Origin of the sequence: Pectobacterium sp. PL64 (assembly GCF_022477975.1) — a bacterium.
In the GTDB taxonomy this organism is placed as follows: domain Bacteria; phylum Pseudomonadota; class Gammaproteobacteria; order Enterobacterales; family Enterobacteriaceae; genus Pectobacterium; species Pectobacterium jejuense.
This window is the reverse complement of record NZ_CP092070.1, coordinates 553,940-576,957: the sequence shown is the minus strand read 5'-3', so window position 1 is coordinate 576,957 and position 23,018 is coordinate 553,940. Positions and strand designations below refer to the sequence as shown.

The window sequence follows — 23,018 nt, the reverse complement described above, 5'->3', positions numbered from 1 at the left end:
GTGAGGCAAATCGATACAAAAAAGGCACTGAAATCAGTGCCTTTTCTTTTTAACGCTGCGTTAGTCTATCTGTGTATCGCAGTTTGCCCGCGCGTTCATGCGTGCGTTATCGCTGCTGTTAGGGACCACAGCTTTCACCATCTGACCTTCTTCCATTGATGGAATCACGGCAAAATGCGCGGTAAAGGAAACCAGCACTGGTTCACCTGCCGACGCCGTCGTACGAAGATACAGCCTTTCCAGCACGGCATTACTCGCCACTACAAACGTTTTCCCGGTTGCGCAGTCAGAGAACGTCGCGGCATCCGCCAGATAGCGGTACATCCCCTTCATCGACATCGGTGTATCCGGCAATGCCTGCTCGGTTGCCGTCAGTTGGCGAGGAAGCGAAGAATTGATGGGCAACCCTTCCCGATCCAGCATTTCAAGAGAGTTATCAACCGGGCGGAAGTAACGTTTTTCGCCCGCGCTATCCGTCAACACCAGCTTGTCCGCGGTACGTCGCCATTGCCCATAGGACGCGAACGTGTTGTTGCCCTCTCGTGTCGTTTGATACTGTTCACGAAGAACAAAAGTCCCGTCTTTTTCCAAAAACAGTGACGTGTCAATCCCTCCGCAGTCCGCGCAGGGTAAAACGCCACGATAACTTTGTGCCATTGGTTTAAGGGGTTCTTCCTGAACTTGCGAGCGGGTATGACACCCGATCAACCCAGAAATCCCTGCAATCAACAGCACACCGATAGCCAGTTTTTTCATCATTATTTTCCTGCCGTCTCTGCCCTGTTTTTATCGTTCTTACTCAACGATCTGGAATATATCCAATCTGTTATCATCCCTGAGTCTGAGGAATTTTCCACTCAGAAAATGCTATTTCCAGACTATTCTTATCGTCAGACAACCAGATCGTGCCGTCCTGTATCGTTGCCTGCAATGACATCGTGCGTTGAACCAGTCCGGCAAGCTGAGCCAGCTGATTATCATCCAGAAAACGGATAGCCAGATTCTTGTACCCAGAGACCTTGCCCGATATCGCACTCCACCAAACCTGTGCCGCGCGCTCGCTATAGGCATACAACACCACGGCACGGGACTGGTTGCAGGCTTTCTTGAGCCGTTTTTCATCCGGCAGGCCTAGCTCAATCCACAGTTCCAGCTCCATCGTATCGTTACGTCGCCAGATTTCCGGTTCATCATCTGCGCTGAGTCCTTTGGTAAAACGCAGGTTTTCATCAGCATGGCAAATCCACGCTAAAAGCCGCAGCATCATACGCTGCTCGGTTTCAGACGGATGCTGCGCTATCGTCAGGTTCGCGTCGTGAAAAAAATTCCGATCCATATCGGCAATATTGATTGCTGCTTTGTAAACCGTTGCTTTTAATGCCATCAGTAACCTCGTCTTTATTCCCTCCTAGTTTACTTGAGTTAGCGCCATCCTCACAGTAAAGGTGATATCTGCCACGTAACCGATAGATTAGGCCTCTAAGGACTACTGATATCCTGTTAGTGCCTATGCTATAGTCGGTTTGATAAATAGAGTTTATCTTCGTAGGCTTACAACATCGCGCACCGCAGCTAGTGATGATGCATGAATATCTACCGAGCTAAGCTTTTAAGGGAGGATATAGTGCAAGAATACTGTGAATTAGTACGTCGCTTATACGCAGAGATCGCCAGTGGCGATCTGGGCTATATACCCGATTCGCTGGGTTGTGTTTTAAAAACCCTGGATGGCATTGCCGCGAATGATGCGTTGCCATCCTCCGTCAGGGAACAGGCCGCTTTTGCCGCCGCTAACTTATTGGTGAGTGACTATGTCAATGAGTAATGAATATCAACCCATCAACTGTGATGATTACGACAGCCTGGAAGCCACCTGTCAGCAGAATTTGACGCTGACGCTGGAACTACGCAATGGTGAAGTTGTGACCGGTAAAGCCAGTGATATGATCTCACGTAAGCAGGTCGAATACCTGGTGATTGAAGCCTCAGGCACAACGCGCGAGCTACGTCTCGACCACATCGTCAGTTTCAGTCATCCTGAAATCGGGAAGGTCGTCGTCAGCGAATCCTGACAGACTTCTCCTTTCATTCAGCGGCAAACGCTGAACCAATGCTTCCCAAACGGACAACGCAGGTTGTCCGTTTTTATTTCAGCGCTTGCCTCAGCTTAAGGCTTTTTCCCCTGGATTATTTTTTCCAAACCTATTTTTCCCAAACAATGCGCCATACAGGCTGGTTTTCTCTCACCTGCCCTTCTCGCGTGACGAATCGTCCCACTGCCGCAATCAGTTGCTCGTTGTAGAATACCAGCGGCGTACGGTCGCGCCACCAGGGCGGAACGCCCAGCTCCTGCCAGAGTTTCTTGATTTGTCGCCCGTGGGCTCTGCCGACAATATGCACGGTTCCACTGGTCGAAAAGCGGATACTCACCGACTCACCGTTTTCCGGCGCGCGAACCGCCACACCGCTATCGGCCAGCGACAGCGTGCCCAGATTATCGGGTAGCGACAACGGGCATGACGGCGACTGCCACGGGATAATGTGATCTTTCAGCGACGGCATCAGCGGCAGCAGATAGAGATGCTGACGAAAACGGCGAACCTGCATCTGATTCAGTTGCAATACCGGTTCTGCATCCTGCCGGCTCATTGCGACTTCATCCCAGAGTCGCTGTAGCTGTTCACGTGCGGGCATCATCGCCCCTTGCTGCGCCAGCCAGCGACGCAATAGTGCAAAACGACGTACCGGACTTAGCGGCACCAGACCGTCAATACACAGCGCGCCATCCGGCTGGCATAACGCCTGCAATGACTCCTCCAGCAACTCATCTAGCAGCTGTTCCTGTTCGGCACAAAGCTCGGCGCTACGCGCTACGGCGGAGGAGAAATGCGGCCAGCGCTGCGTCAATCGCGGTAAGATCTGATGACGTAGAAAATTGCGGTCAAAACGTTCGTCCTGATTGCTGTCGTCTTCAATCCAGTCAAGCTGATGCCGCTGCGCATAAGCTTCCAGCTGCAAGCGAGAAATGCCTAACAGCGGACGCACAAGACGATGATGACCGAGCGTACTTTGCGCCGCCATCGCAGATAATCCGGCAGGCCCGCTGCCGCGTTTAAGCGCCAGTAAAAAAGTTTCGCTCTGATCATCCAGATGCTGTGCCGTCAGCAAGGTTTCCCCGTCTTGCAGATGCGCTTGCAAAGCCTGATAACGTGCCGTTCTGGCCGCGGCTTCGATACCGCCGTTCTGCGCTTCAACCGTCACCGACAGCGAGGCAAAGGGCACCTGCCAGCGTTCACACTGCTGACGACAATGTTCAGCCCAGCTATCGGCCAGCGGATTTAAACCATGATGAATATAAGCCGCACGAATGGGTAGCCCAGAACGCTGACGCAGAGCCACCAGCAGATGCAAGAGCACGCTAGAATCCAGACCACCACTGTAGGCCAGCAGGATCGACCCGCATCCGGCTGTTTGCGCCGCGATCGTCTGAAGCAATCGATCATCAAGTTCGGTGCGGTCCACGCTATCAGACCTCATACAGTTCTAAAGGCAAGCCGTCAGGATCGGAGAAAAAGGTGAAGCGCTGCTGCGTTTCAGGATCGCTCCGGACAGGTTCACAGATAACGCCAGCCTGTTCCAGCGAGGTAACAGTCTGTTCAATGTCAGCCACCGCAAAGGCCAGGTGGCGCAGGCCGCAGGCTTCCGGGCGGCTCACGCGCGCAGGTGGATGAGGGAAAGAAAATAGCTCAATGGTATAGCGCCCATTCAGCGAGAGATCCCCTTTCCACGACTGCCGCGCTTCGCGGTAGACCTCGTTATTCAACGTAAACCCTAGCACATCACAGTAAAACGCCTTGCTGCGTTCATAGTCAGAGGCAATAACCGCAATGTGATGGACATCGAGCAGCTTCAGCATGCTTCAAACCCTCATAGCAAAAAATCCGCTGTCATTTCTGACAACGGATTTTCAAAGTAACGCCAGAATCACCTGATTAATAACACATCAAGCAGACAATCACCTTATCAGCAATATCCACTGTACTTAACAGTAACCATAGTTCATCAAACGCTGATAACGGCGGTTCAACAGCTCTTCTTCTGTCAGGCCGTCGAGATCGAGCAGGTCGGCCAGCAGCTGTGCTTTCAGAGATTCTGCCATCGCTGGGACGTTACGGTGCGCGGAACCTAACGGCTCAGGAATCACGGTATCGATCAGTTTCAACTCTTTCAGACGCGGCGCAATGATGCCCATGGCTTCTGCTGCCAACGGCGCTTTATCTGCGCTCTTCCACAGGATAGACGCACAGCCTTCCGGTGAAATTACCGAGTAGGTGCTGTACTGCAGCATGTTGACCTTGTCGCCCACGCCGATAGCCAATGCACCACCGGAACCACCTTCGCCGATAACGGTACAGATGATTGGCACACGCAGCGTCGACATTTCACGCAGGTTGCGCGCGATAGCCTCAGACTGACCGCGTTCTTCTGCGCCCACGCCCGGATAAGCTCCCGGCGTGTCGATGAAGGTGATGATCGGCATCTTGAAGCGATCGGCCATTTCCATCAGGCGCAGCGCTTTGCGATAGCCTTCCGGTGCAGGCATGCCGAAATTACGGCGAATCTTTTCTTTGGTCTCACGCCCTTTCTGATGACCAATGATCATCACCGGACGCCCATCCAAACGAGCAATCCCGCCAACAATGGCTTTATCATCGGCGTAGGCGCGATCGCCAGCCAACTCATCAAAGTCGGTAAAGATATGCTTAATATAATCAAGCGTATAAGGACGTTGTGGATGGCGCGCTAATTGCGCAACCTGCCAGGCACCCAAATCGGCGAAGATTTTGCGCGTCAGTTCAACGCTCTTCTCACGCAGGCGCTGGACTTCTTCGTCCAGATTAATATCTAATTTTTCGTCTTGACGGCTGACTGCGGTCAGCGAGTCAATTTTCGCTTCCAACTCTGCAATCGGCTGCTCAAAATCAAGAAAATTCAGACTCATAGTATTCCTATATTAGTCAAATTCCAGTTCCACCTGCTCATTACCCACTAATGTGCGCAGCTCGTTCAGTAGCGCATCGGCAGGCGTTACACGCCATGCTGCGCCGAAACGTAGTCGGGCGCGCGCATCTTCACGCTGGTAATAGAGATGCACTGGGATCGTCCCCGATCGATGGGGTTCCAACGATTGGCGGAGACGGTTTAATAGCTGGTCATCAATTTGCCTGTCAGTCAGCGAGATAGCAAGCCCGCGCGCGTATTTTTCCCGCGCTTCACTGATATCCATTAACTCTCGGACGGTCATTTTAAGCCCGCCGCTGAAGTCATCAAAGCTGACCTGTCCACTGGCGATAAGGATACGGTCTTTCTCAAGTAAATGCTGATATTTTTCCAATGCATCGGTAAACAGCATTATCTCAAGACGACCGGAACGATCGTCCAATGTACAGACACCAATACGGTTACCCCGCTTGGTGACCATGACGCGGGCCGCCAACACCAGCCCAACGGCAGTGGTCATTTTACCCCGATCCGTCGGGTGCATATCTTTCAAACGCACGCCACCGGCATAGCGTTCAATTTCCTTAATATATTGCGTGATCGGGTGGCCGGTCAGGTACAGCCCCAGCGTTTCCCGTTCACCATCCAGCACCACCTGCTCCGGCCACGGCGGCACCGTGCTGTAGGATTGCTCAACCTGTTCAGGCGCATCGGCCAGCACGCCGAACATATCCACCTGACCAATCGCTTCCGCTTTCGCATGCTGATCGGCAGCCTTCAGCGCATCAGGCAATGAATTCATCAACGCGGCACGATGCGGCCCCAGACGGTCAAACGCCCCAGACATAATCAGCTTTTCCAGCACGCGGCGGTTCAGCTTTTTAATATCGGTACGCGCGCAGAGATCAAACAGCTCTCTAAAATAGCCGCCCTGATTACGCGCTTCGATAATCGCCTCAATCGGGCCTTCACCCACGCCTTTAATCGCACCGATGCCGTAAACAATCTCGCCATCGTCGTTAACGTGGAAGTGATACAGCCCGCTGTTGATGTCGGGAGGCAGGATTTTTAACCCCATCCGCCAACATTCGTCAACCAGACCGACCACTTTATCCGTGTTGTCCATATCGGCCGTCATTACGGCCGCCATGAATTCTGCCGGATAGTGTGCCTTCAGCCATAGCGTTTGGTAAGACACCAGCGCATAGGCCGCGGAGTGAGATTTATTAAAGCCATAACCGGCGAATTTTTCCACCAGGTCGAAAATCTTAACCGCCAGTTCGCCGTTCACGCCGCGAGATTTGGCACCATCTTCGAAGCCACCACGCTGCTTCGCCATTTCGACCGGGTTCTTTTTCCCCATCGCACGACGCAGCATATCCGCGCCGCCCAGCGTATAGCCCGCCAGAACCTGCGCAATCTGCATGACCTGTTCCTGATACAGGATAATGCCGTAGGTCGGCTCCAGCACAGGCTTGAGTGACTCGTGCTGCCATTCGATATCAGGATACGAGATCGCTTCACGGCCATGCTTACGGTCGATGAAGTTATCTACCATGCCGGATTGCAACGGGCCGGGGCGGAACAACGCCACCAGTGCGATCATATCTTCAAAGCAGTCGGGCTTAAGGCGTTTGATCAGGTCTTTCATGCCGCGCGATTCAAGCTGGAATACCGCTGTGGTTTCCGAGCGTTGCAGCATGTCGAAGCTTTTCTTATCTTCGAGCGGAATCGCCGCAATATCAATCGGCTCCAGCCCTTGCTTCGCGCGACGGGCGTTAATCATTCCCAGCGCCCAGTCGATGATCGTCAGCGTACGCAGGCCAAGGAAGTCGAACTTCACCAGCCCGGCATATTCCACGTCGTTCTTATCGAACTGGGTAACCGGATGGTTGCCTTCCGCATCGCAATACAGCGGCGCGAAATCGGTAATCTTGGTGGGGGATATCACCACCCCACCCGCATGTTTACCCGCGTTACGCGTTACCCCTTCGAGCTTACGCGCCATATCGATGAGGGCCTTAACTTCCTCATCGGCTTCATAAATTTCCGGCAGTTGCGGTTCAGCAGCAAACGCTTTTTCGAGCGTCATCCCCGGATCGGGCGGCACCAGCTTTGAAATACGATCGACAAACCCATAAGGGTGCCCAAGCACGCGCCCTACGTCACGAATAACCGCTTTCGCCGCCATCGTACCGAAGGTGATAATCTGCGATACCGCATCACGCCCGTACATTTCCGCGACGTGATCGATGACCTTGTCGCGTTTTTCCATACAGAAATCGACGTCAAAGTCGGGCATGGAAACACGTTCAGGATTGAGAAAACGTTCGAACAGCAGGTCGAATTCCAGCGGATCCAGATCGGTGATTTTCAGCGCATAGGCCACTAACGAACCCGCACCGGAACCACGTCCCGGTCCAACAGGCACATCGTTATCCTTCGACCACTGAATAAATTCCATTACGATCAGGAAGTAGCCGGGGAACCCCATCTGGTTGATGACGCCCAGTTCAATATCCAGACGCTCATCATATTCAGGCCGGCGCTCAGCGCGCACTTCCGGATCGGGGAACAGGAATTCGAGACGCTCCTCCAGCCCCTTTTTCGAGCACTGAACCAGAAAATCTTCCGTACTCATGTCGCCCGTTGGGAACTGCGGCAGGAAATATTCACCCAAACGAATCGTTACGTTACAACGCTTGGCAATTTCAACGCTGTTCGCCAGCGCTTCGGGGATATCCGCAAACAGCTCGCACATTTCCTCTTCGGAACGCATGTACTGCTGTGGGCTGTAATTACGTGGACGCTTGGGATCGTCAAGCGTGTAGCCATCATGAATGGCCACACGGATTTCGTGAGCGTCAAAATCATCGGTGCTGATAAAACACACTTCATTGGTTGCCACCACGGGCACCCCGTGCTTCGTCGCCAATTCGACGGCAGCATGCAAATAGCTTTCTTCATCGGGGCGGGACGTGCGGATCAGTTCCAGATAGTAACGCTGGGGGAAGTGTTCCTGATAGAAGGCCAGACACTGTTCGGCCTGCGTCTGGTTACCACGCAGCAAAAACCGACCAACATCACCCCGGCGGCCACCAGACAGTAAAATCAGCCCTTCCTGATGTTCAACAAGCCAATCTCGGTCAATCGTCGGCCCGGCAGCGCCATAGCCTCGTTGATAAGCGTGGGAAATCAGCAGCGTAAGATTCTGGTAGCCAGCATTATTCATGGCCAGGACGGTAAGATGCGCGAGCTCATCCCCCAATTCGTCGCTTTCGACACAGAAATCTGCACCGATAATGGGCTTGATTCCCGCACCATGCGCGCCGCCATAGAATTTAACCAGCCCACACAGGTTGGTAAAATCAGTAATCGCCAGCGCTGGCATCCCGAGTGCCGCCGCTTTTTTTACCAGCGGACCGACTTTGGCTAGCCCATCGATCATGGAATAGTCACTGTGCACACGCAGGTGAACAAAACGTGGTTCGGCCATCTCCAGATCCCAGAATTTATCGATTAGTCAGCATGGCAACGGCACGCTTACGTGCCCACGCCATACCGAGAGTTAATGATGATGTTTATGCCAGACCTAATGCACGTCTGACTGGCGCGAAGCTCCGACGGTGAAACTCAGTGGCGCCCAGTACGGCCAGTTTCTCCAGATGAAAAGCCGTTGGATAGCCTTTGTGTTGGGCAAAACCATAAGCGGGGAAGCGTTGATCCAACTCGACCATCTCACGATCGCGAGTCACTTTCGCCATAATCGAGGCCGCGCTGATTTCTGCCACGCGGCTATCCCCTTTAACGACCGCCTGAGCGGGCATCGGCAAAGCCGGGCAACGGTTGCCGTCAATGAGAACAAAATCAGGCACGACAGCCAACCCGGCAACCGCACGCTGCATTGCCAGCATGGTAGCATGCAGGATATTCAGTTGGTCAATTTCTTCCGGCTCCGCACGGCCAAGGCTCCACGCCAATGCCTTCTCTTTGATTTCATCATAGAGCGACAATCGACGTTTTTCACTCAGCTTTTTGGAGTCCGCCAGCCCGACAATTGGCCTAGTTGGGTCAAGAATCACCGCAGCCGTCACGACCGCACCAACCAGAGGGCCGCGGCCCACTTCATCAACGCCAGCGATACAGCTCGCCTGCGGATAGACAAATATTTCACTCATGGTCTTATTAACACGGCTTTACTAATTCCAATACCGCCTGAGCCGCTTGCTCATCGGCGTTACAGCGGATCTGCTGATGCAAATCCACAAACGTCGCGCGTAGCTCAGCCATTTTTTCCGTATTGGCAAACAGCGGCAGCAGCGCAGCAGCCAGCTTATCCGGCGTACAGTCAGTCTGTAACTGTTCGGCCACCAGCTCACGTCCCGCCAGTAAATTCGGCAGAGACACCCACGGCGTTTTTACCAGGCGCTGCGCCAGCCAGAAGGTAAAGGGCTTCATGCGATACCCTACAACCATCGGACATTTAGCCAGCATGCACTCCAGCGCTGCCGTACCCGATGCCAACAGAGCGGCATCACTGGCAATCATGGCTTCTCGCGCTTGCCCATCCAGCAGATGTACGCGTAGATCGGGCGCCACACTACTTTTTATCCGCTCGAACTGTTCACGGCGCTTGCTGTTGACCAGCGGAACCACGATTTCCAGATCGGGAAAATGCTGGCGTAGTAACACAGCCGTATTGAGAAAATCTTCGCTAAGCATTTCAACTTCTGCACCGCGACTGCCCGGTAGCAACGCCAGACAAGGCACATCCGGTGCAATTCCCAACGTCGCGCGCGCTGCTAGTTTATCGGGATACAGCGGCATCGCATCAGCCATCGTATGGCCGATAAAGCGACAAGGTACATTGAAACGATCGTAAAACGCTTTTTCAAAAGGCAAAAAAGCCAGCACCAGATTGGTCGCTTTACCTATTTTGAAAACGCGTTTTTGACGCCATGCCCATACGGAAGGGCTGACGTAGTGAATGGTATTGATACCGCGCTTTTTGAGGTTGCCCTCTAGCGTGATATTGAAATCAGGTGCATCAATGCCTACAAAAACTTATCGGGTTGAAGCTCGCTAAAGCGCTGGGTTAAATCCCGCCGAATTTTCAGCAGGCGGGGAAGTCGTCCAAGCACCTCAACAATGCCCATGACAGCCAGCTCTTCCATCTCGTACCAGGCTTCACAGCCTTCGGCCTGCATACGTGGCCCAGCAACGCCGACAAACCGCGCATCAGGCACCTTTTCTTTAAGCGCCCGGATCAGGCCTGCGCCAAGGATGTCGCCGGAAGTTTCTCCGGCGACCAGCCCAATAGTCAAAGGACGTGATGACATGGATTAACGAATGATTCCGCGAGTAGAGCGAGCAAAGAAATCGGTAAATGCCTGCACAGCCGGGTATTCAGCCGCCAGTGCTTCAATTTCCGGTTTCACTTCGTCCAGTGTTCTACCGCTGCGGTAGAGGAGCTTGTACGCGTTACGAATCGCGTGCAGGGTGTCCTTTTCGAATCCACGACGCTTCAGGCCTTCAATATTCAGGCCAAACGGCGTGGCATGGTTACCCTGCGCGATCACATACGGCGGCACGTCTTGCGCCACACCGGAACATCCGCCAACCATGACGTGGGCACCGATGATGCAGAACTGGTGCACGGCTGTCATCCCACCGATAATCGCAAAATCATCGACGGAAACGTGGCCACCCAGCGTCGCGTTATTCGCCAGAATACAACGATTGCCCACTACGCAGTCATGTGCGATATGCGTGTTGATCATCAACAGGTTATCGCTACCGACTTTAGTCAACCCGCCGCCCTGTGTCGTGCCACGATGAATCGTGACGCTTTCACGGATGCGGTTACGATCGCCAATCTCAACGCGGGTCGGTTCCCCGGCATATTTGAGATCCTGGTTCACTTCACCAATTGACGTGAACTGATAGATTTCGTTGTCGCGACCAATTTTAGTGACGCCATTGACGACGACATGTGATTTCAGCACCGTCCCCGCACCGATCTCAACCTGAGAACCGATATAGCAGAACGGGCCAATATGAACGCCAGCACCAATAATGGCACCGTCTTCAACAATCGAACTAGGGTGAATAAAGGCGGTTTGATCAATCACGTTATCAGGACTCCCGACGGCGAGCACACATCATTGACGCTTCACAGGCCACTTCGCCATCAACTTTGGCAACACCTTTAAAGCGCGCAACGCCGCGACGCTCTTTGATGAATTCAACTTCAAGGATCATTTGATCGCCAGGCTGCACGGGGCGCTTAAAGCGCGCTTCGTCTACAGCGGCGAAATAGTACAGCTCACCCGGCTCCAGTTTACCTACGCTTTTAAACGCAAGAATACCAGTGGCCTGAGCCATGGCTTCCAGAATCAGCACGCCGGGAAAAATCGGTTTGCCCGGGAAATGGCCCTGGAAGAAGGGTTCGTTGAAAGAGACGTTTTTCACCGCCCGCAGAAACTTCCCTTCTTCAAAATCCAGTACCCGATCAACCAGCAAAAACGGGAAACGGTGCGGTAATAATTCTAAAATCTCTTCAATATGCAGAGTATGAGTGTCAGTAGTCAAAATACTCTTCCTGTCCATAAAAACTGATGCCATCAACAACACGGCCTGCGCAGACCCTAAATTAGGTGTCTTCAGGCAGGCCGCAAATAAAACGCGAGTGATTAAACGTTATCGACTTTTCGTTCAACGGCTTTCAACCGTTTGCTTATCTCATCAATATTCATCACCAGCGCTGCAGTTTTGCGCCACACTTTGTTGGGTTGCAAAGGAATGCCCGAAGAGTATACCCCAGGTTCTGTGATTGGTCGCATGACCATCCCCATTCCCGTTACCGTCACTTTATCGCAGATCTCCATGTGCCCGTTAATCACGCTGGCACCACCGATCATGCAATAACGACCAATTTTCAAGCTCCCCGCCATAATGACGCCACCCGCTACCGCGGTATTGTCGCCAATCACAACGTTGTGCGCAATCTGACATTGGTTATCAATGATAACACCATTACCAATGACCGTATCATCCAACGCACCACGATCGATGGTTGTGCTCGCACCGATCTCAACCCGATCGCCAATTCTGACCGTGCCCAACTGGGGGATCTTCACCCAGTTGCCGCGATCGTTGGCATAGCCAAAGCCGTCAGAACCGATCACGGTTCCCGACTGGATCAGGCAATGCTCACCCAGCTCAACGCGGTGATAAATCGTTACATTTGCCCATAAACGCGTACCGGCACCAATGCGGGCATCTTTACCGATAAAACAGCCAGGGCCAATGACAACACCATCACCCAGCAGTGCGCCAGATTCGATGACGGCATTTGCACCAATGGAGACGTTCTGGCCCAGCGTCGCGTCTGGAGCAATAACCGCACTCGGCGCAATATCGGTTGCTGGTTGCGGTGTCGTATCCAGCAGTTGCGCCATACGCGCATAGGTAAGATAGGGATTCTTCACTACCAGCGCCGCAACCTGACAGTAAGGTAAATCCGCTTCCGTCAGCACGACCGCTGACGCTTGCGTCCCGGCCAGTTGCTCACGGTAACGACTGTCGGAAAGAAACGTAATTTGCCCAGTTTTTGCTGAATGCATAGAAGCAACACCGGTGATGACGATATCGCCATCACCGTGTAATTGTGCATCCAACTGTTGAGCTAACGCATCCAGTCGAATTGAATACATGTATTATTTAACCTGTTTCAGCACATCGGCAGTAATGTCTTTAGCATTGGCGACATACGCAACAGCGTTAGCGTCAATCACAACATCATAACCTTCTTTGGTTGCAACGGCTTTCACCGCATCCTGAATACGGCTCAGGATTTTGTTACGTTCTTCAGTCTGACGGCGACGGTTGTCCTGCTCAAAAGCCTGCGCTTTCGTAGAGAACTGCTCGCGCTGCGCCATGACGTCCTTCTCCATTTTGCTGCGCTCGCTCGCTTTCATGGTAGAACCATCACGTTGCAGTTTCTGCATCTTGCCCTGTAAATCGTTTTCCATCGATTGCAGTTCAGAAGCACGACCTTTGAATTCATTTTCCAGCTGTTTGCCAACGGTTTCACGCTGCGGCAGCTGTTGGAAAATGCTGGAAACGTTAACAACGGCAATTTTGTCAGCAGCCTGAACGCTGGCTGAAGCAGCCAATGCTAAACCGAGGCCTGCGGCACATAACCACTTTTTCACTATAAACTCCTCAACCTAACCTAATTTGTGTCTTAACACTTTAATTATGAGCATCGCGTCATGGTATGAAGGTCTTATGTTCGACCATTCATACCCATGAACTATTCATATCAACGAAAGGCTCGTCTCAACGAATCATGATGCGACATTCCCTGCATACGACCTATTGACGTCACACTACCAGGTTTTGCCAATGTTAAACTGGAATTGTTCCGACTTGTCTCCATCGTACTTTTTAACCGGCTGGGCATAGGAGAAGACCAATGGCCCAAGCGGAGACATCCATTGCAACGCGATACCGCTGGAAACACGGAAGTTACTCGCCTTGCTGTAATCCGGCACGCCAGCTTTCAGAGTTTCATCAGTGTTTTTCCAGTTGGTATCCCATACCGTACCACCATCTACAAAGAAGGACGTACGTACAGAACTCGCGTATTTATCACTGATAAACGGTGTTGGCACGATCAGTTCCGCACTCAATACCGCCATCGCGTTACCGCCAACGGCATCATCCAGATTGGTCGAATCAATCGCACAGCCAGAATAAGGTGTTCCCGCATTGGCACAGTTATAATATGCCGCTTTAGGACCAATCGTATTCGACTGGAAGCCACGTACCGTACTAGAACCACCCGCATAGAAGTTGTCGTAGAACGGCACTTCTTTACTTCCGATACCATCCGCAAAGCCTGCACGCGTACGGCCCATCACCACCCAGTTACCGCTGTCGCTCAACGGATAGTAGCTCGCCGAATCAAACGTCAGTTTGTAATATTCGTTGTCCGAACCCGGCACCGAGATCTTGGCATTCGCGGACGCACGTGTACCTTTGGTCGGGAAGTAGCCGCGATCCAGATTGTTATACGACCATCCGGTATTCAGGAAGAAATCGTTCGCTTTGAAGTCCGCACTAGATTTATTGTTATTGCCAACAACAACTTCGGGATTTACCCCAACGGAGTTCAGATAACGCCACATCGCCACCTGCGGTCTCATATCCGACAGATCGTTATGTACATAATCCAGACCGACACGCAGTGAGTTATTCTCGTTAATCGGGAAGCCCAAGGTGCTGCCAACGCCATAACTCACGTTGGTGTAGTCGGACAGATCGGCGTCTGACGCCTCAAATTTGTTATAGAATATGCGCCCACCGAGGCTAACGCCATCGACGGTAAAGTACGGGTCGGTCAGTGACAGCTCAACATACGTCTGGTAGTCGTTTTTAGTCCCGCTGATACCAACGGAGTTACCCGTTCCCAGCCAGTTGTCCTGCTGGACCCCAGCCTGGAAGCTCACGCCACTTTCTGTACCGAAACCAACACCAAAGTTGAATGTCCCCGTATTACGCTCTTTGACTTTATACGTGACATCAACCTGATCGGCCACGCCGGGAACGCGCTGCGTTTCTACATCAACGCTTTCAAAGTATCCCAGTCGATTTAAACGCTCTTTGCCCTGCTCAACCAGATCGTTGCCTAACCAGGCACCTTCCATCTGACGCATTTCACGGCGCAGAACGGAGTCTTTAGACGTATCGTTACCGTCAAAGCGGATATGACGCACATAGAAACGGTTACCGGCATCAACGTTGATGTTTAATTTCACCGTCTTGTCTGCGTCATTAATTTCCGGCTGTGTGACCACACGTGGATAGGCATAGCCATAACGACCCAGCAGCTTCTTGATGTCCTCTTCCATCCGGGTCACTTTCGTCCCGTTGTAGAGTTCACCCGGTTCAATCTTCGTCAATCCTTCGATTTCCGCAGAGTGACCAGCCAGATTGCCTTTCACCGCTACGCCGGACAGCTTGTACTGCTCGCCTTCCGTCATATTGATGGTGATGTAGATGCCTTTTTTATCTGGCGTCAGGCTCACCTGTGTGGAATCGATGTTGAAACGCGCGTAGCCGCGATCCAAATAGAAACTCCGTAAAGTTTCCAGATCGCCAGACAGTTTTTGTTTCTGGTATTTACGATCGCCGACCACGTTCCACCACGGCACTTCATCACGCAGTTGGAAACGAGAGATCAATTCGTCAGAGCTGAACGCTTTGTTACCGACAATATTAATCTGCTGGATCTTGGCGGAAACACCTTCCGTGAAGACCAGCTTCAGGTCTACGCGGTTACGCGGGAGTGGCGTGACAACGGCTTTAACCGACGCACTGTACTTGCCCACGCTGTAGTAGAAATCTTCCAGTCCTTTTTCGATGCTGGTGAGCGCTGTGCGGTCTAACGCTTCACCGACGCGCACGCCAGAGGCTTCCAGGTTTTCTTTCAGCATGTCGTCTTTGACTGACTTATTGCCGGAAAACGTGACGCTGGCGATGGTTGGGCGTTCTTTCACCTGCACAATCAGCGTTTCGCCATCGCGCAGGACACGAACATCTTCAAAATTTCCGGTCGCAAACAAGGCACGGATGGTATTACCGATATCATCGTCACCGATGGTATCACCAACGCGGACTGGCATACTGAGTAATGCCGCCCCGACGGCAACCCTTTGCAGGCCCTCGAAATGAATGTCCTTCACTACGAACCCGTCTGCACCGTATACGGTTGCGCTGCTAAACAGCAGCGACGCTATGAGCAACTTTTTGATCGCCATCGTTGTTATGCGTTTTTCCTAACCTAATCCCGCGCCTAGAGACGAGAGAAATCATTGAAAAGTGCGAGTCCCATTAACAACATCAGCAACACTGTACCAATGCGATAGCTAACGTCCTGCACACGCTCAGAAACCGGCCTGCCCTTCAACTTTTCAACCGCAAGAAAGAGCAGGTGTCCACCATCCAATACCGGCAGAGGGAACAGATTGATGATCCCCAAATTGACGCTGATTAAGGCCAAAAACATCAGGTAATAAATCAATCCATAATCTGCTGACATTCCTGCGCCCTGAGCAATCGAAATGGGACCACTCAGGTTGTTCAGCTTAACATCCCCCATAACCAGTTTCCCTAACATACTGACGGTCAATTTCATCAGCTGCCAGGTTTTATCTGTTGCCTGGTAGATCGCACTGAACGGCCCATACTGGCGCACAGTCCTGTATTCTTCAGGCAGCGGCGTCACACTTGGCATAACGCCTGCCAGCCCTTCAACTCTGCCACTTCCCACAGATTTGCTGTCTGGCGTTAACGTCAACGGGACTGTTGAGCCGTTGCGCTCCACCTCCAGAGCAATAGATTGTCCGGGGTTGTCACGCACAGCGATAACAAAATCACGCCATTGCGCTAGCGCCTGCCCGTCGACTTTAACGATCCTATCTCCGACTTGCAAACCTGCTTTCTCCGCCGCCGACCCAGCCTGCACCTGATGCAGTACCGGCTCAATTTGCGGACCACGTGGAATAATCCCGAGCGAGGCGGCAGGATCTTGCTTATCAGGCTCAAACTGCCACTCGCGTAAATCCAGCGTTTTCTGAACGACACGATCAGAGCCTAAAGGTGCGGTTCCGATCACAACATCGCTATCGCCGATTTTACCGATCAGGGCCAGACGCGCAGTATCCCAATCAGGCGTTTCGATACCGTCAACGGACTTTAGTTCCGTTCCCGCCGACATTTCCGCCTGCGCCGCAATGGAGTTGGGTAGTATTTCACCCACTACCGGACGCACGCCCGGTACGCCGAGAATAAACACCAGCCAGTACGCCACAATGGCAAACAGGAAATTGGCAATCGGACCCGCGCTAACGATAGCCGCACGCTGCCAGACCGTTTTGCTATTAAATGATTGGTGACGGAATTCTGGCGCAACGGTGTCGACGCGCTCATCCAGCATCTTCACGTAGCCGCCAAGTGGGATCAGCGCAATCACGAATTCTGTACCGGTACGATCGCGACGACGCCATAGCGCGCGTCCGAAACCGACGGAGAAGCGTTCGACCTTCACACCACAGCGGCGCGCTACCCAGAAATGTCCAAATTCATGGACAGTGACCAGCACACCCAGTGCGATGATAAACGCGGCAAGATTCCAGAGAAAACTCAGCATAAATAGCTCTACCGCTTTATTCTAAGCCACTTTAAACAGCAGCAGCATCAGGCAAGAGAACACAGGAACCGCAGCAGTCAGGCTGTCGATACGATCGAGCACGCCACCGTGCCCCGGAATCAAATGGCTACTGTCTTTGATGCCCGCCTCGCGTTTGAACATACTTTCCGTCAAATCACCCAGCACCGAGGCCAGCGCAGCGGCGATAGAACAAATCAACAACGTCGATGGCGCTACCGTTAATGGCGCATACAGGCTAAACAGCACAGAGATGAGCGCCGAGGTTGCCAGACCACCGAGAAAGCCTTCCCAGGTTTTGCCCGGCGAAACTTTTGGCGCGAGTTTACGCTTACCAAACAGTTTACCGAACATGTAGGCACCGCTGTCCGCACCCCACACCAGCAGCATGACGTACAGCAGCCACCAGGCACCAGCAAATGGATTAATCGCATAATTGTAATGGCGAAGTGCGACCATGCCCCAGAAAAACGGCACGATCGTCATGATACCGAACACCAGTCGCAATGTACGTGAATGACGCCAGAATGAGGCGGAAGCCGGATAGAACAGCACCAACAGCAGCGCGACACCCCACCACACCAGTGATGACCAGAGCGCGATACTGATTTGCGGAATATGGACGGAATAATGGTAGGCCGGGAGTGATAACAGCATCAGCGCCAGCAAGAAACCACACAGGATCGCGAGCCACAGGCGTTGACCATAAGAGGCAAACCCTGCCAACTGACCCCATTCCCATGCCGCCAGCATACAGACAGCCAGCGTAACAAGCGTGAATCCCAGAGGAGGCAGCAAGAAAAGTGCTGCAATAACAATCGGGATCAAAATAAAAGCAGTAATCAGGCGATACTTCAGCAAAAGTTCCCCCTAGGATGCATCAGCATCGATAGGTGTTGTTCCCCCGAAGCGGCGCTCGCGTTGTGCAAAAGCATTCAGCGCACCTTCAAAGACTTGTTCATCGAAATCAGGCCAGAGGACATCAGTAAAGTAAAGTTCAGCATAAGCAATTTGCCACAGAAGAAAATTACTGATGCGGTGTTCTCCACCGGTTCTGATCACCAAATCAACCGGAGCCAGATCATGCAGACAGATGTACTGACATAATGACGCTTCATTAATGCTATCAGGGCGCAGAATGCCTTCCTGCACCTGCTCTGCAAGTTGCCGTACTCCCTGAATAATATCCCAACGGCCGCCATAATTCGCGGCAATATTCAGTGTTAGCCCCTGATTCTTTTCTGTCAGTGCTTCTGAACGGCGGATTCGCTCTTGTAAACGCGGACTGAAGCGGCCGATATCGCCAATCACCCGCAAGCGAACATTGTGCTTGTGCAGGCTTTTCACTTCACTGTCCAGCGCTCTAACAAACAGTTCCATGAGTGCGGAAACTTCCTGCGCCGGACGGTTCCAGTTTTCACTGCTAAATGCGTAAAGTGTCAGCGCGTCCAGCCCTTGGCTCACTGCAAAACTGACTGAACGCCGCACAGCCTTTACACCAGCCTGATGGCCAAAAATCCGCATTTTCCCCCGGCTTTTTGCCCAGCGACCATTGCCATCCATGATAATGGCAACATGCCGCGGCCCGGCGGGTGGCAGATCGTTAGTATTTTTTTGATTATCGGACGGCATAACGCGTACTTATTTCCTCAAGCAAGAAATACAACAGTCCTTCCGTAACATCAGACCCCGTTAGCGCAAAAAAAGCCGTGAACGATCACGGCTTAGCTTCACGGTCGATTAAACAACTTTCGCATAATCAACCATTGAGTGGCGCAGACTATACCACCTCCACCGCACATGAACAAATTGTGCCACGGCGCTATCCCGCTATCGCGCGTAATGTGTCAGGGTCTGTGTTGCGACCTGTCTGGCCCAGCGGTCAATAAACAGAACATCATCAACGCTGGTGGGTTCTGGTAATGTAAGTTGTTCAATAACATGCTGATTTACCGCCGCAATATCCGTAAAACGGATTTGCGACTGCAAAAATGCCGCTACCGCAATTTCATTTGCGGCATTTAATGCCGTGGTGGCCGACTGACCATGATTACAGGCATCAATAGCGAGCTGTAAACAAGGATAGCGCGCATAGTCCGGTGCCAAAAATGTCAGCGCGCCAATCTGGCAAAAATCTAACGCTTTTGCACCCGATGCCACACGTTCGGGATAAGCCATTGCATGGGCAATCGGCGTGCGCATATCGGGCGATCCCAACTGCGCCAGAACGCTGCCATCACGGTAACGCACCATCGAGTGAATCACCGACTGCGGATGAATAATGACTTCCATCTGTTCGGCAGAAGCATTAAACAACCAGCGCGCTTCGATGTACTCCAGCCCTTTGTTCATCATCGTGGCAGAATCAACCGAAATTTTGCGCCCCATTGACCAGTTTGGATGCGCACACGCCTGATCTGGCGTCATGTCTGCCAGCGCCGATACCGGAGTTTCACGAAACGGCCCACCGGAACCGGTCAGAACAATACGTTCGACCCCATGCTGCGACAATGAAGCGTAGCCTAATTGACGCTGAATTTGCTCAGGTAAACTCTGAAAAATCGCATTATGTTCGCTATCAATCGGTAAAAGCTGTGCGCCACTTTGCGCCACGGCGTCCATGAACAGGCGTCCGCAGGTAACCAGTGATTCTTTGTTCGCCAGCAACACCTGTTTTCCGGCATGAATTGCCGCTAGTGTTGGCAATAACCCAGCCGCCCCCACAATCGCGGCCATGACCTGATCGACACCCTCTAATGCAGCAAGGTCACACGCGGCCTGCTCGCCAGCCAGCACTTCCGTTTTGCAACCATATTCCGCCAACTGCCGGCGCAGGGCAGTTGCTGAGGCTTCATCAGCCATTGAGGCATAGGCGGGTTGGAAAGTGAGGCACTGCTCCAGCATCAACTTGACGTTGTACCCGGCGGATAACGCGCGTACGGCAAATTTATCGGGATTGGCTTTAATGACGGCCAGCGAACTGACGCCAATAGAGCCAGTGGAACCAAGAATTGTCAGTTGCTTCATTAAAAATGCTCTGAATAACCGGATTTGATGACAGGAAGGTACACGAGTCTGAGACGATTACCATGATATATCTCTGCTATCGATCACAGTCACGATAGCCGCAGGCACATACACAGCAAAAAATTGTTTACTACCCAGAGGGGCTGGCCTTCACCCATTCCTTGTATAACCATAAAATAAAGCGCCGCCGGAAAAAGAGGGCAAGCCCACAGATTCCCTGCGACGCACTATTCAACAGGCTGATTAGAACTCCATCAGCTCCGCTTCTTTCTCTGCCAGAGCGACGTCCACTTTCTTAATGAAGTTGTCAGTCAGCTTCTGCACGTCGTCCTGAGCACGACGTTCTTCATCTTCACTGATCGCTTTATCTTTCAGCAGCGCTTTCAGTTTGTCGTTAGCATCACGGCGCACGTTACGCACAGAAACGCGCCCCTGCTCTGCTTCGCCACGAACCACTTTGATCAGGTCTTTACGGCGCTCTTCCGTCAACGGTGGCAGCGGAACACGGATTACGGTACCAGCAGAAGACGGGTTCAGGCCGAGGTCGGAAGCCATGATCGCTTTCTCAACTGCCGGGCCAAGTGAACGGTCGAATACGGTGATTGCCAGCGTACGGGAATCTTCTACGACAACGTTAGCAACCTGACGCAGTGGCGTTGCGCTGCCATAGTATTCAACCTGGATGCCATCGAGAATGCTAGGCGATGCACGGCCGGTACGGATTTTGCTGATCTGATTTTTAAACGCTTCAACACATTTGTCCATGCGCGTTTCAGCATCTTTTCTGATTTCATTAGTCACGTTGTAAACCCTTGAAAACTGGTTGCCTGGCAGGCCATGTCAGTACATGACCCGGTGAATAATTAATGCCAGCGCGCGGCTGGCGTATGGCGCAATACTGGGGAGTATAGTACCCCATAATTAGCGTGAGCCGTTATTACTGACTAATCAACGTCCCTTCTTTTTCACCCATGACAACGCGACGCAGTGCGCCAGGTTTGTTCATGTTGAAAACACGGATTGGTAAATTATGGTCGCGTGCCAGCGTGAACGCGGCAAGATCCATCACTTTCAGCTCACGTTCTAACACGTCTTGATAGGTTAGCGTTTCGTACATCGTCGCTGAAGGATCTTTCACTGGATCGGCAGAATAGACGCCATCGACTTTGGTCGCTTTCAATACGACATCCGCTTCAATCTCAATGCCGCGCAGACAAGCCGCAGAATCCGTGGTGAAGAAAGGGTTGCCTGTTCCAGCGGAGAAGATCACTACGCGGTTATTACGCAGCAGGCTAATCGCCTCTGCCCAGCTGTAGTTGTCACAGACGCCATTCAGCGGAATAGCAGACATCAGGCGAGCGTTCACATAGGCACGGTGCAACGCATCACGCATTGCCAGACCATTCATGACGGTCGCCAGCATTCCCATGTGGTCGCCCACAACGCGGTTCATACCCGCTTTAGCCAGACCCGCGCCACGAAACAGGTTACCACCGCCGATAACCACACCGACCTGAATGCCTAACTCAACCAGTTCTTTCACTTCCTGAGCCATGCGATCCAGAATGCTCGCATCGATACCAAAACCTTCAGTTCCCTGTAAAGCTTCGCCACTGAGCTTCAGCAGGATTCGTTGATAGACGGGTTTTGCATTGGTTGCCATGGTGTTCTTATCCTACAGGCTGTCGTCGTATTGGGGGGTTGTAAAAATCAAAACTGTTCTACTCGGCTCCTATCTGAATGCAGGAAACCAAGCGAACTAAAACTCTTTGGGCTGGATAAAAAGGAACCGCCAACTGGCGGCTCTTTTTTTTGCTATTAAGACTGCTTGCTCATTGCTGCAACTTCAGCAGCAAAGTCAGTCTCAACTTTCTCAATACCTTCACCCACTTCGAAACGGATGAAGTTAGTCACGTCAGCGTTGTGCTCTTTCAGCAGTTGACCAACAGACTTAGCTGGATCCATAACGAAAGGCTGACCTGTCAGAGAAACTTCACCGGTGAATTTCTTCATACGGCCTTCAACCATTTTCTCTGCGATTTCTTTCGGCTTGCCAGACTGCATCGCGATTTCTAACTGAACCTGGTACTCTTTTTCTACCACTTCAGCAGACACGTCTTCTGGCTTAACGAATTCTGGTTTGCTTGCTGCAACGTGCATAGCCAGGTGTTTAACCAGCTCTTCGTCAGCGCCTTTAGCGGCAACCAGAACACCGATGCGCGCACCGTGTTGGTAGTTACCCAGAACTTCGCCTTCCAGAGCGGAAACGCGACGAATGTTGATGTTCTCACCAATTTTCGCAACCAGAGCAACACGCTCTTCTTCGAACTGTGCTTTCAACACGTCAACGTCAGTGATTTTGCCTGCAACCGCAGCGTCCAGCACTTTGTCAGCAAATGCCTGGAAACCACCGTCTTTAGCAACGAAGTCGGTCTGGCAGTTAACTTCCAGGATCACAGCGTAGTTACCGTCGATCTTAGTCTTGATCACGCCATCAGCAGCAACGTTACCTGCTTTCTTAGCTGCTTTAATTGCGCCAGATTTACGCATGTTTTCGATTGCCAGCTCGATGTCGCCGTTAGCTTCAACCAGCGCTTTCTTACATTCCATCATGCCCGCAGCGGTACGCTCACGCAGCTCTTTTACCAGGGATGCGGTAATTTCAGCCATTCTAAAATCCTCGGAAGATTTGTTCTGCCTGGCCGTCACGACCAAACAGCTTTAAAAGTGAAAAAGGGGCCATAAAAAGGCCCCT

General features: G+C 52.2%; 21 protein-coding genes and 1 pseudogene. 2 read left to right on the top strand and 20 right to left on the bottom strand.

What is annotated here, in order from left to right; all coding sequences use genetic code 11:
* Nucleotides 1-60 precede the first annotated feature (60 nt).
* Together nlpE and HP572_RS02550 are read right to left on the bottom strand one after the other, a co-directional pair.
* A complete protein-coding gene (gene nlpE, locus HP572_RS02555; protein WP_080718567.1) occupies nt 61-756 on the bottom strand; it encodes an envelope stress response activation lipoprotein NlpE in 696 nt (231 codons plus the stop codon).
* Nucleotides 757-829: 73 nt separating this feature from the next.
* Nucleotides 830-1,384 carry a YaeQ family protein gene (locus tag HP572_RS02550; RefSeq protein WP_039284068.1) on the bottom strand — a complete coding sequence of 185 codons (555 nt, stop codon included), beginning with the start codon at nt 1,382-1,384 and terminating at the stop codon, nt 830-832.
* A 240-nt stretch (nt 1,385-1,624) separates the two neighbouring features.
* Here HP572_RS02550 and HP572_RS02545 point away from each other — a divergent pair, with 240 nt between their 5' ends.
* On the top strand, nt 1,625-1,825 hold the full coding sequence (locus HP572_RS02545; protein ID WP_010285748.1) for a YaeP family protein: 201 nt from the start codon (nt 1,625-1,627) through the stop codon (nt 1,823-1,825).
* Complete coding sequence (rof, locus tag HP572_RS02540) at nt 1,812-2,072, top strand: Rho-binding antiterminator (protein ID WP_029367608.1); 261 nt, start codon at nt 1,812-1,814, stop codon at nt 2,070-2,072. Before HP572_RS02545 ends, rof begins: the two co-directional genes overlap by 14 nt.
* A 130-nt stretch (nt 2,073-2,202) precedes the next feature.
* Here rof and tilS read toward each other — a convergent pair whose 3' ends face one another.
* From tilS to tsf, 18 genes and pseudogenes are all read right to left on the bottom strand, one after another.
* Nucleotides 2,203-3,537: a tRNA lysidine(34) synthetase TilS gene (gene tilS / locus HP572_RS02535; protein WP_240584705.1), complete on the bottom strand. Its 1,335-nt coding sequence runs from the start codon at nt 3,535-3,537 to the stop codon at nt 2,203-2,205.
* A complete protein-coding gene (locus tag HP572_RS02530) occupies nt 3,527-3,916 on the bottom strand; it encodes a VOC family protein (protein WP_240584704.1) in 390 nt (129 codons plus the stop codon). The genes tilS and HP572_RS02530 overlap by 11 nt, the downstream gene beginning before the upstream one ends.
* Before the next feature lie 126 nt (nt 3,917-4,042).
* On the bottom strand, nt 4,043-5,002 hold the full coding sequence (gene accA / locus HP572_RS02525; protein ID WP_010296434.1) for an acetyl-CoA carboxylase carboxyl transferase subunit alpha: 960 nt from the start codon (nt 5,000-5,002) through the stop codon (nt 4,043-4,045).
* Nucleotides 5,003-5,014: 12 nt separating this feature from the next.
* Nucleotides 5,015-8,497, bottom strand: coding sequence for a DNA polymerase III subunit alpha (dnaE, locus tag HP572_RS02520; RefSeq protein WP_039312418.1), 3,483 nt, complete (start codon nt 8,495-8,497; stop codon nt 5,015-5,017).
* An 85-nt stretch (nt 8,498-8,582) separates the two neighbouring features.
* Nucleotides 8,583-9,179: a ribonuclease HII gene (gene rnhB / locus HP572_RS02515; protein WP_240584703.1), complete on the bottom strand. Its 597-nt coding sequence runs from the start codon at nt 9,177-9,179 to the stop codon at nt 8,583-8,585.
* Nucleotides 9,180-9,186: 7 nt separating this feature from the next.
* Nucleotides 9,187-10,340, bottom strand: a pseudogene (gene lpxB / locus HP572_RS02510) (lipid-A-disaccharide synthase).
* A gap of 3 nt (nt 10,341-10,343) precedes the next feature.
* Nucleotides 10,344-11,132: an acyl-ACP--UDP-N-acetylglucosamine O-acyltransferase gene (gene lpxA / locus HP572_RS02505; protein WP_240584702.1), complete on the bottom strand. Its 789-nt coding sequence runs from the start codon at nt 11,130-11,132 to the stop codon at nt 10,344-10,346.
* Nucleotides 11,133-11,136: 4 nt separating this feature from the next.
* Entirely contained in the window at nt 11,137-11,610 is a 474-nt protein-coding gene (gene fabZ / locus HP572_RS02500; protein ID WP_172644777.1) for a 3-hydroxyacyl-ACP dehydratase FabZ, read from the bottom strand.
* Nucleotides 11,611-11,693: 83 nt separating this feature from the next.
* Complete coding sequence (lpxD, locus tag HP572_RS02495) at nt 11,694-12,716, bottom strand: UDP-3-O-(3-hydroxymyristoyl)glucosamine N-acyltransferase (RefSeq protein ID WP_240584701.1); 1,023 nt, start codon at nt 12,714-12,716, stop codon at nt 11,694-11,696.
* A gap of 3 nt (nt 12,717-12,719) precedes the next feature.
* Nucleotides 12,720-13,217 (bottom strand): molecular chaperone Skp, encoded by a 498-nt coding sequence (skp, locus tag HP572_RS02490; RefSeq protein WP_039276059.1) that lies wholly within the window; start codon nt 13,215-13,217, stop codon nt 12,720-12,722.
* A gap of 177 nt (nt 13,218-13,394) precedes the next feature.
* Complete coding sequence (gene bamA, locus HP572_RS02485; RefSeq protein WP_240584700.1) at nt 13,395-15,827, bottom strand: outer membrane protein assembly factor BamA; 2,433 nt, start codon at nt 15,825-15,827, stop codon at nt 13,395-13,397.
* A gap of 35 nt (nt 15,828-15,862) precedes the next feature.
* Nucleotides 15,863-17,218, bottom strand: coding sequence for a sigma E protease regulator RseP (gene rseP / locus HP572_RS02480; protein WP_010284833.1), 1,356 nt, complete (start codon nt 17,216-17,218; stop codon nt 15,863-15,865).
* 21 nt (nt 17,219-17,239) lie between these two features.
* Complete coding sequence (gene cdsA / locus HP572_RS02475; RefSeq protein ID WP_010296412.1) at nt 17,240-18,097, bottom strand: phosphatidate cytidylyltransferase; 858 nt, start codon at nt 18,095-18,097, stop codon at nt 17,240-17,242.
* 9 nt (nt 18,098-18,106) lie between these two features.
* On the bottom strand, nt 18,107-18,868 hold the full coding sequence (gene ispU, locus HP572_RS02470; protein ID WP_014914449.1) for a (2E,6E)-farnesyl-diphosphate-specific ditrans,polycis-undecaprenyl-diphosphate synthase: 762 nt from the start codon (nt 18,866-18,868) through the stop codon (nt 18,107-18,109).
* Nucleotides 18,869-19,066: 198 nt separating this feature from the next.
* The gene (gene ispC, locus HP572_RS02465; protein ID WP_240584699.1) at nt 19,067-20,263 is read right to left on the bottom strand and encodes a 1-deoxy-D-xylulose-5-phosphate reductoisomerase; all 1,197 of its coding nucleotides are present in this window, start codon (nt 20,261-20,263) and stop codon (nt 19,067-19,069) included.
* A gap of 243 nt (nt 20,264-20,506) precedes the next feature.
* Nucleotides 20,507-21,064, bottom strand: a complete 558-nt coding sequence (frr, locus tag HP572_RS02460; RefSeq protein WP_014914447.1) for a ribosome recycling factor — start codon at nt 21,062-21,064, stop codon at nt 20,507-20,509.
* Nucleotides 21,065-21,200: 136 nt separating this feature from the next.
* A complete protein-coding gene (gene pyrH / locus HP572_RS02455) occupies nt 21,201-21,926 on the bottom strand; it encodes a UMP kinase (protein WP_010284821.1) in 726 nt (241 codons plus the stop codon).
* A gap of 155 nt (nt 21,927-22,081) precedes the next feature.
* Entirely contained in the window at nt 22,082-22,933 is an 852-nt protein-coding gene (tsf, locus tag HP572_RS02450) for a translation elongation factor Ts (protein ID WP_010296401.1), read from the bottom strand.
* Between the last annotated feature and the right edge of the window lie 85 nt (nt 22,934-23,018).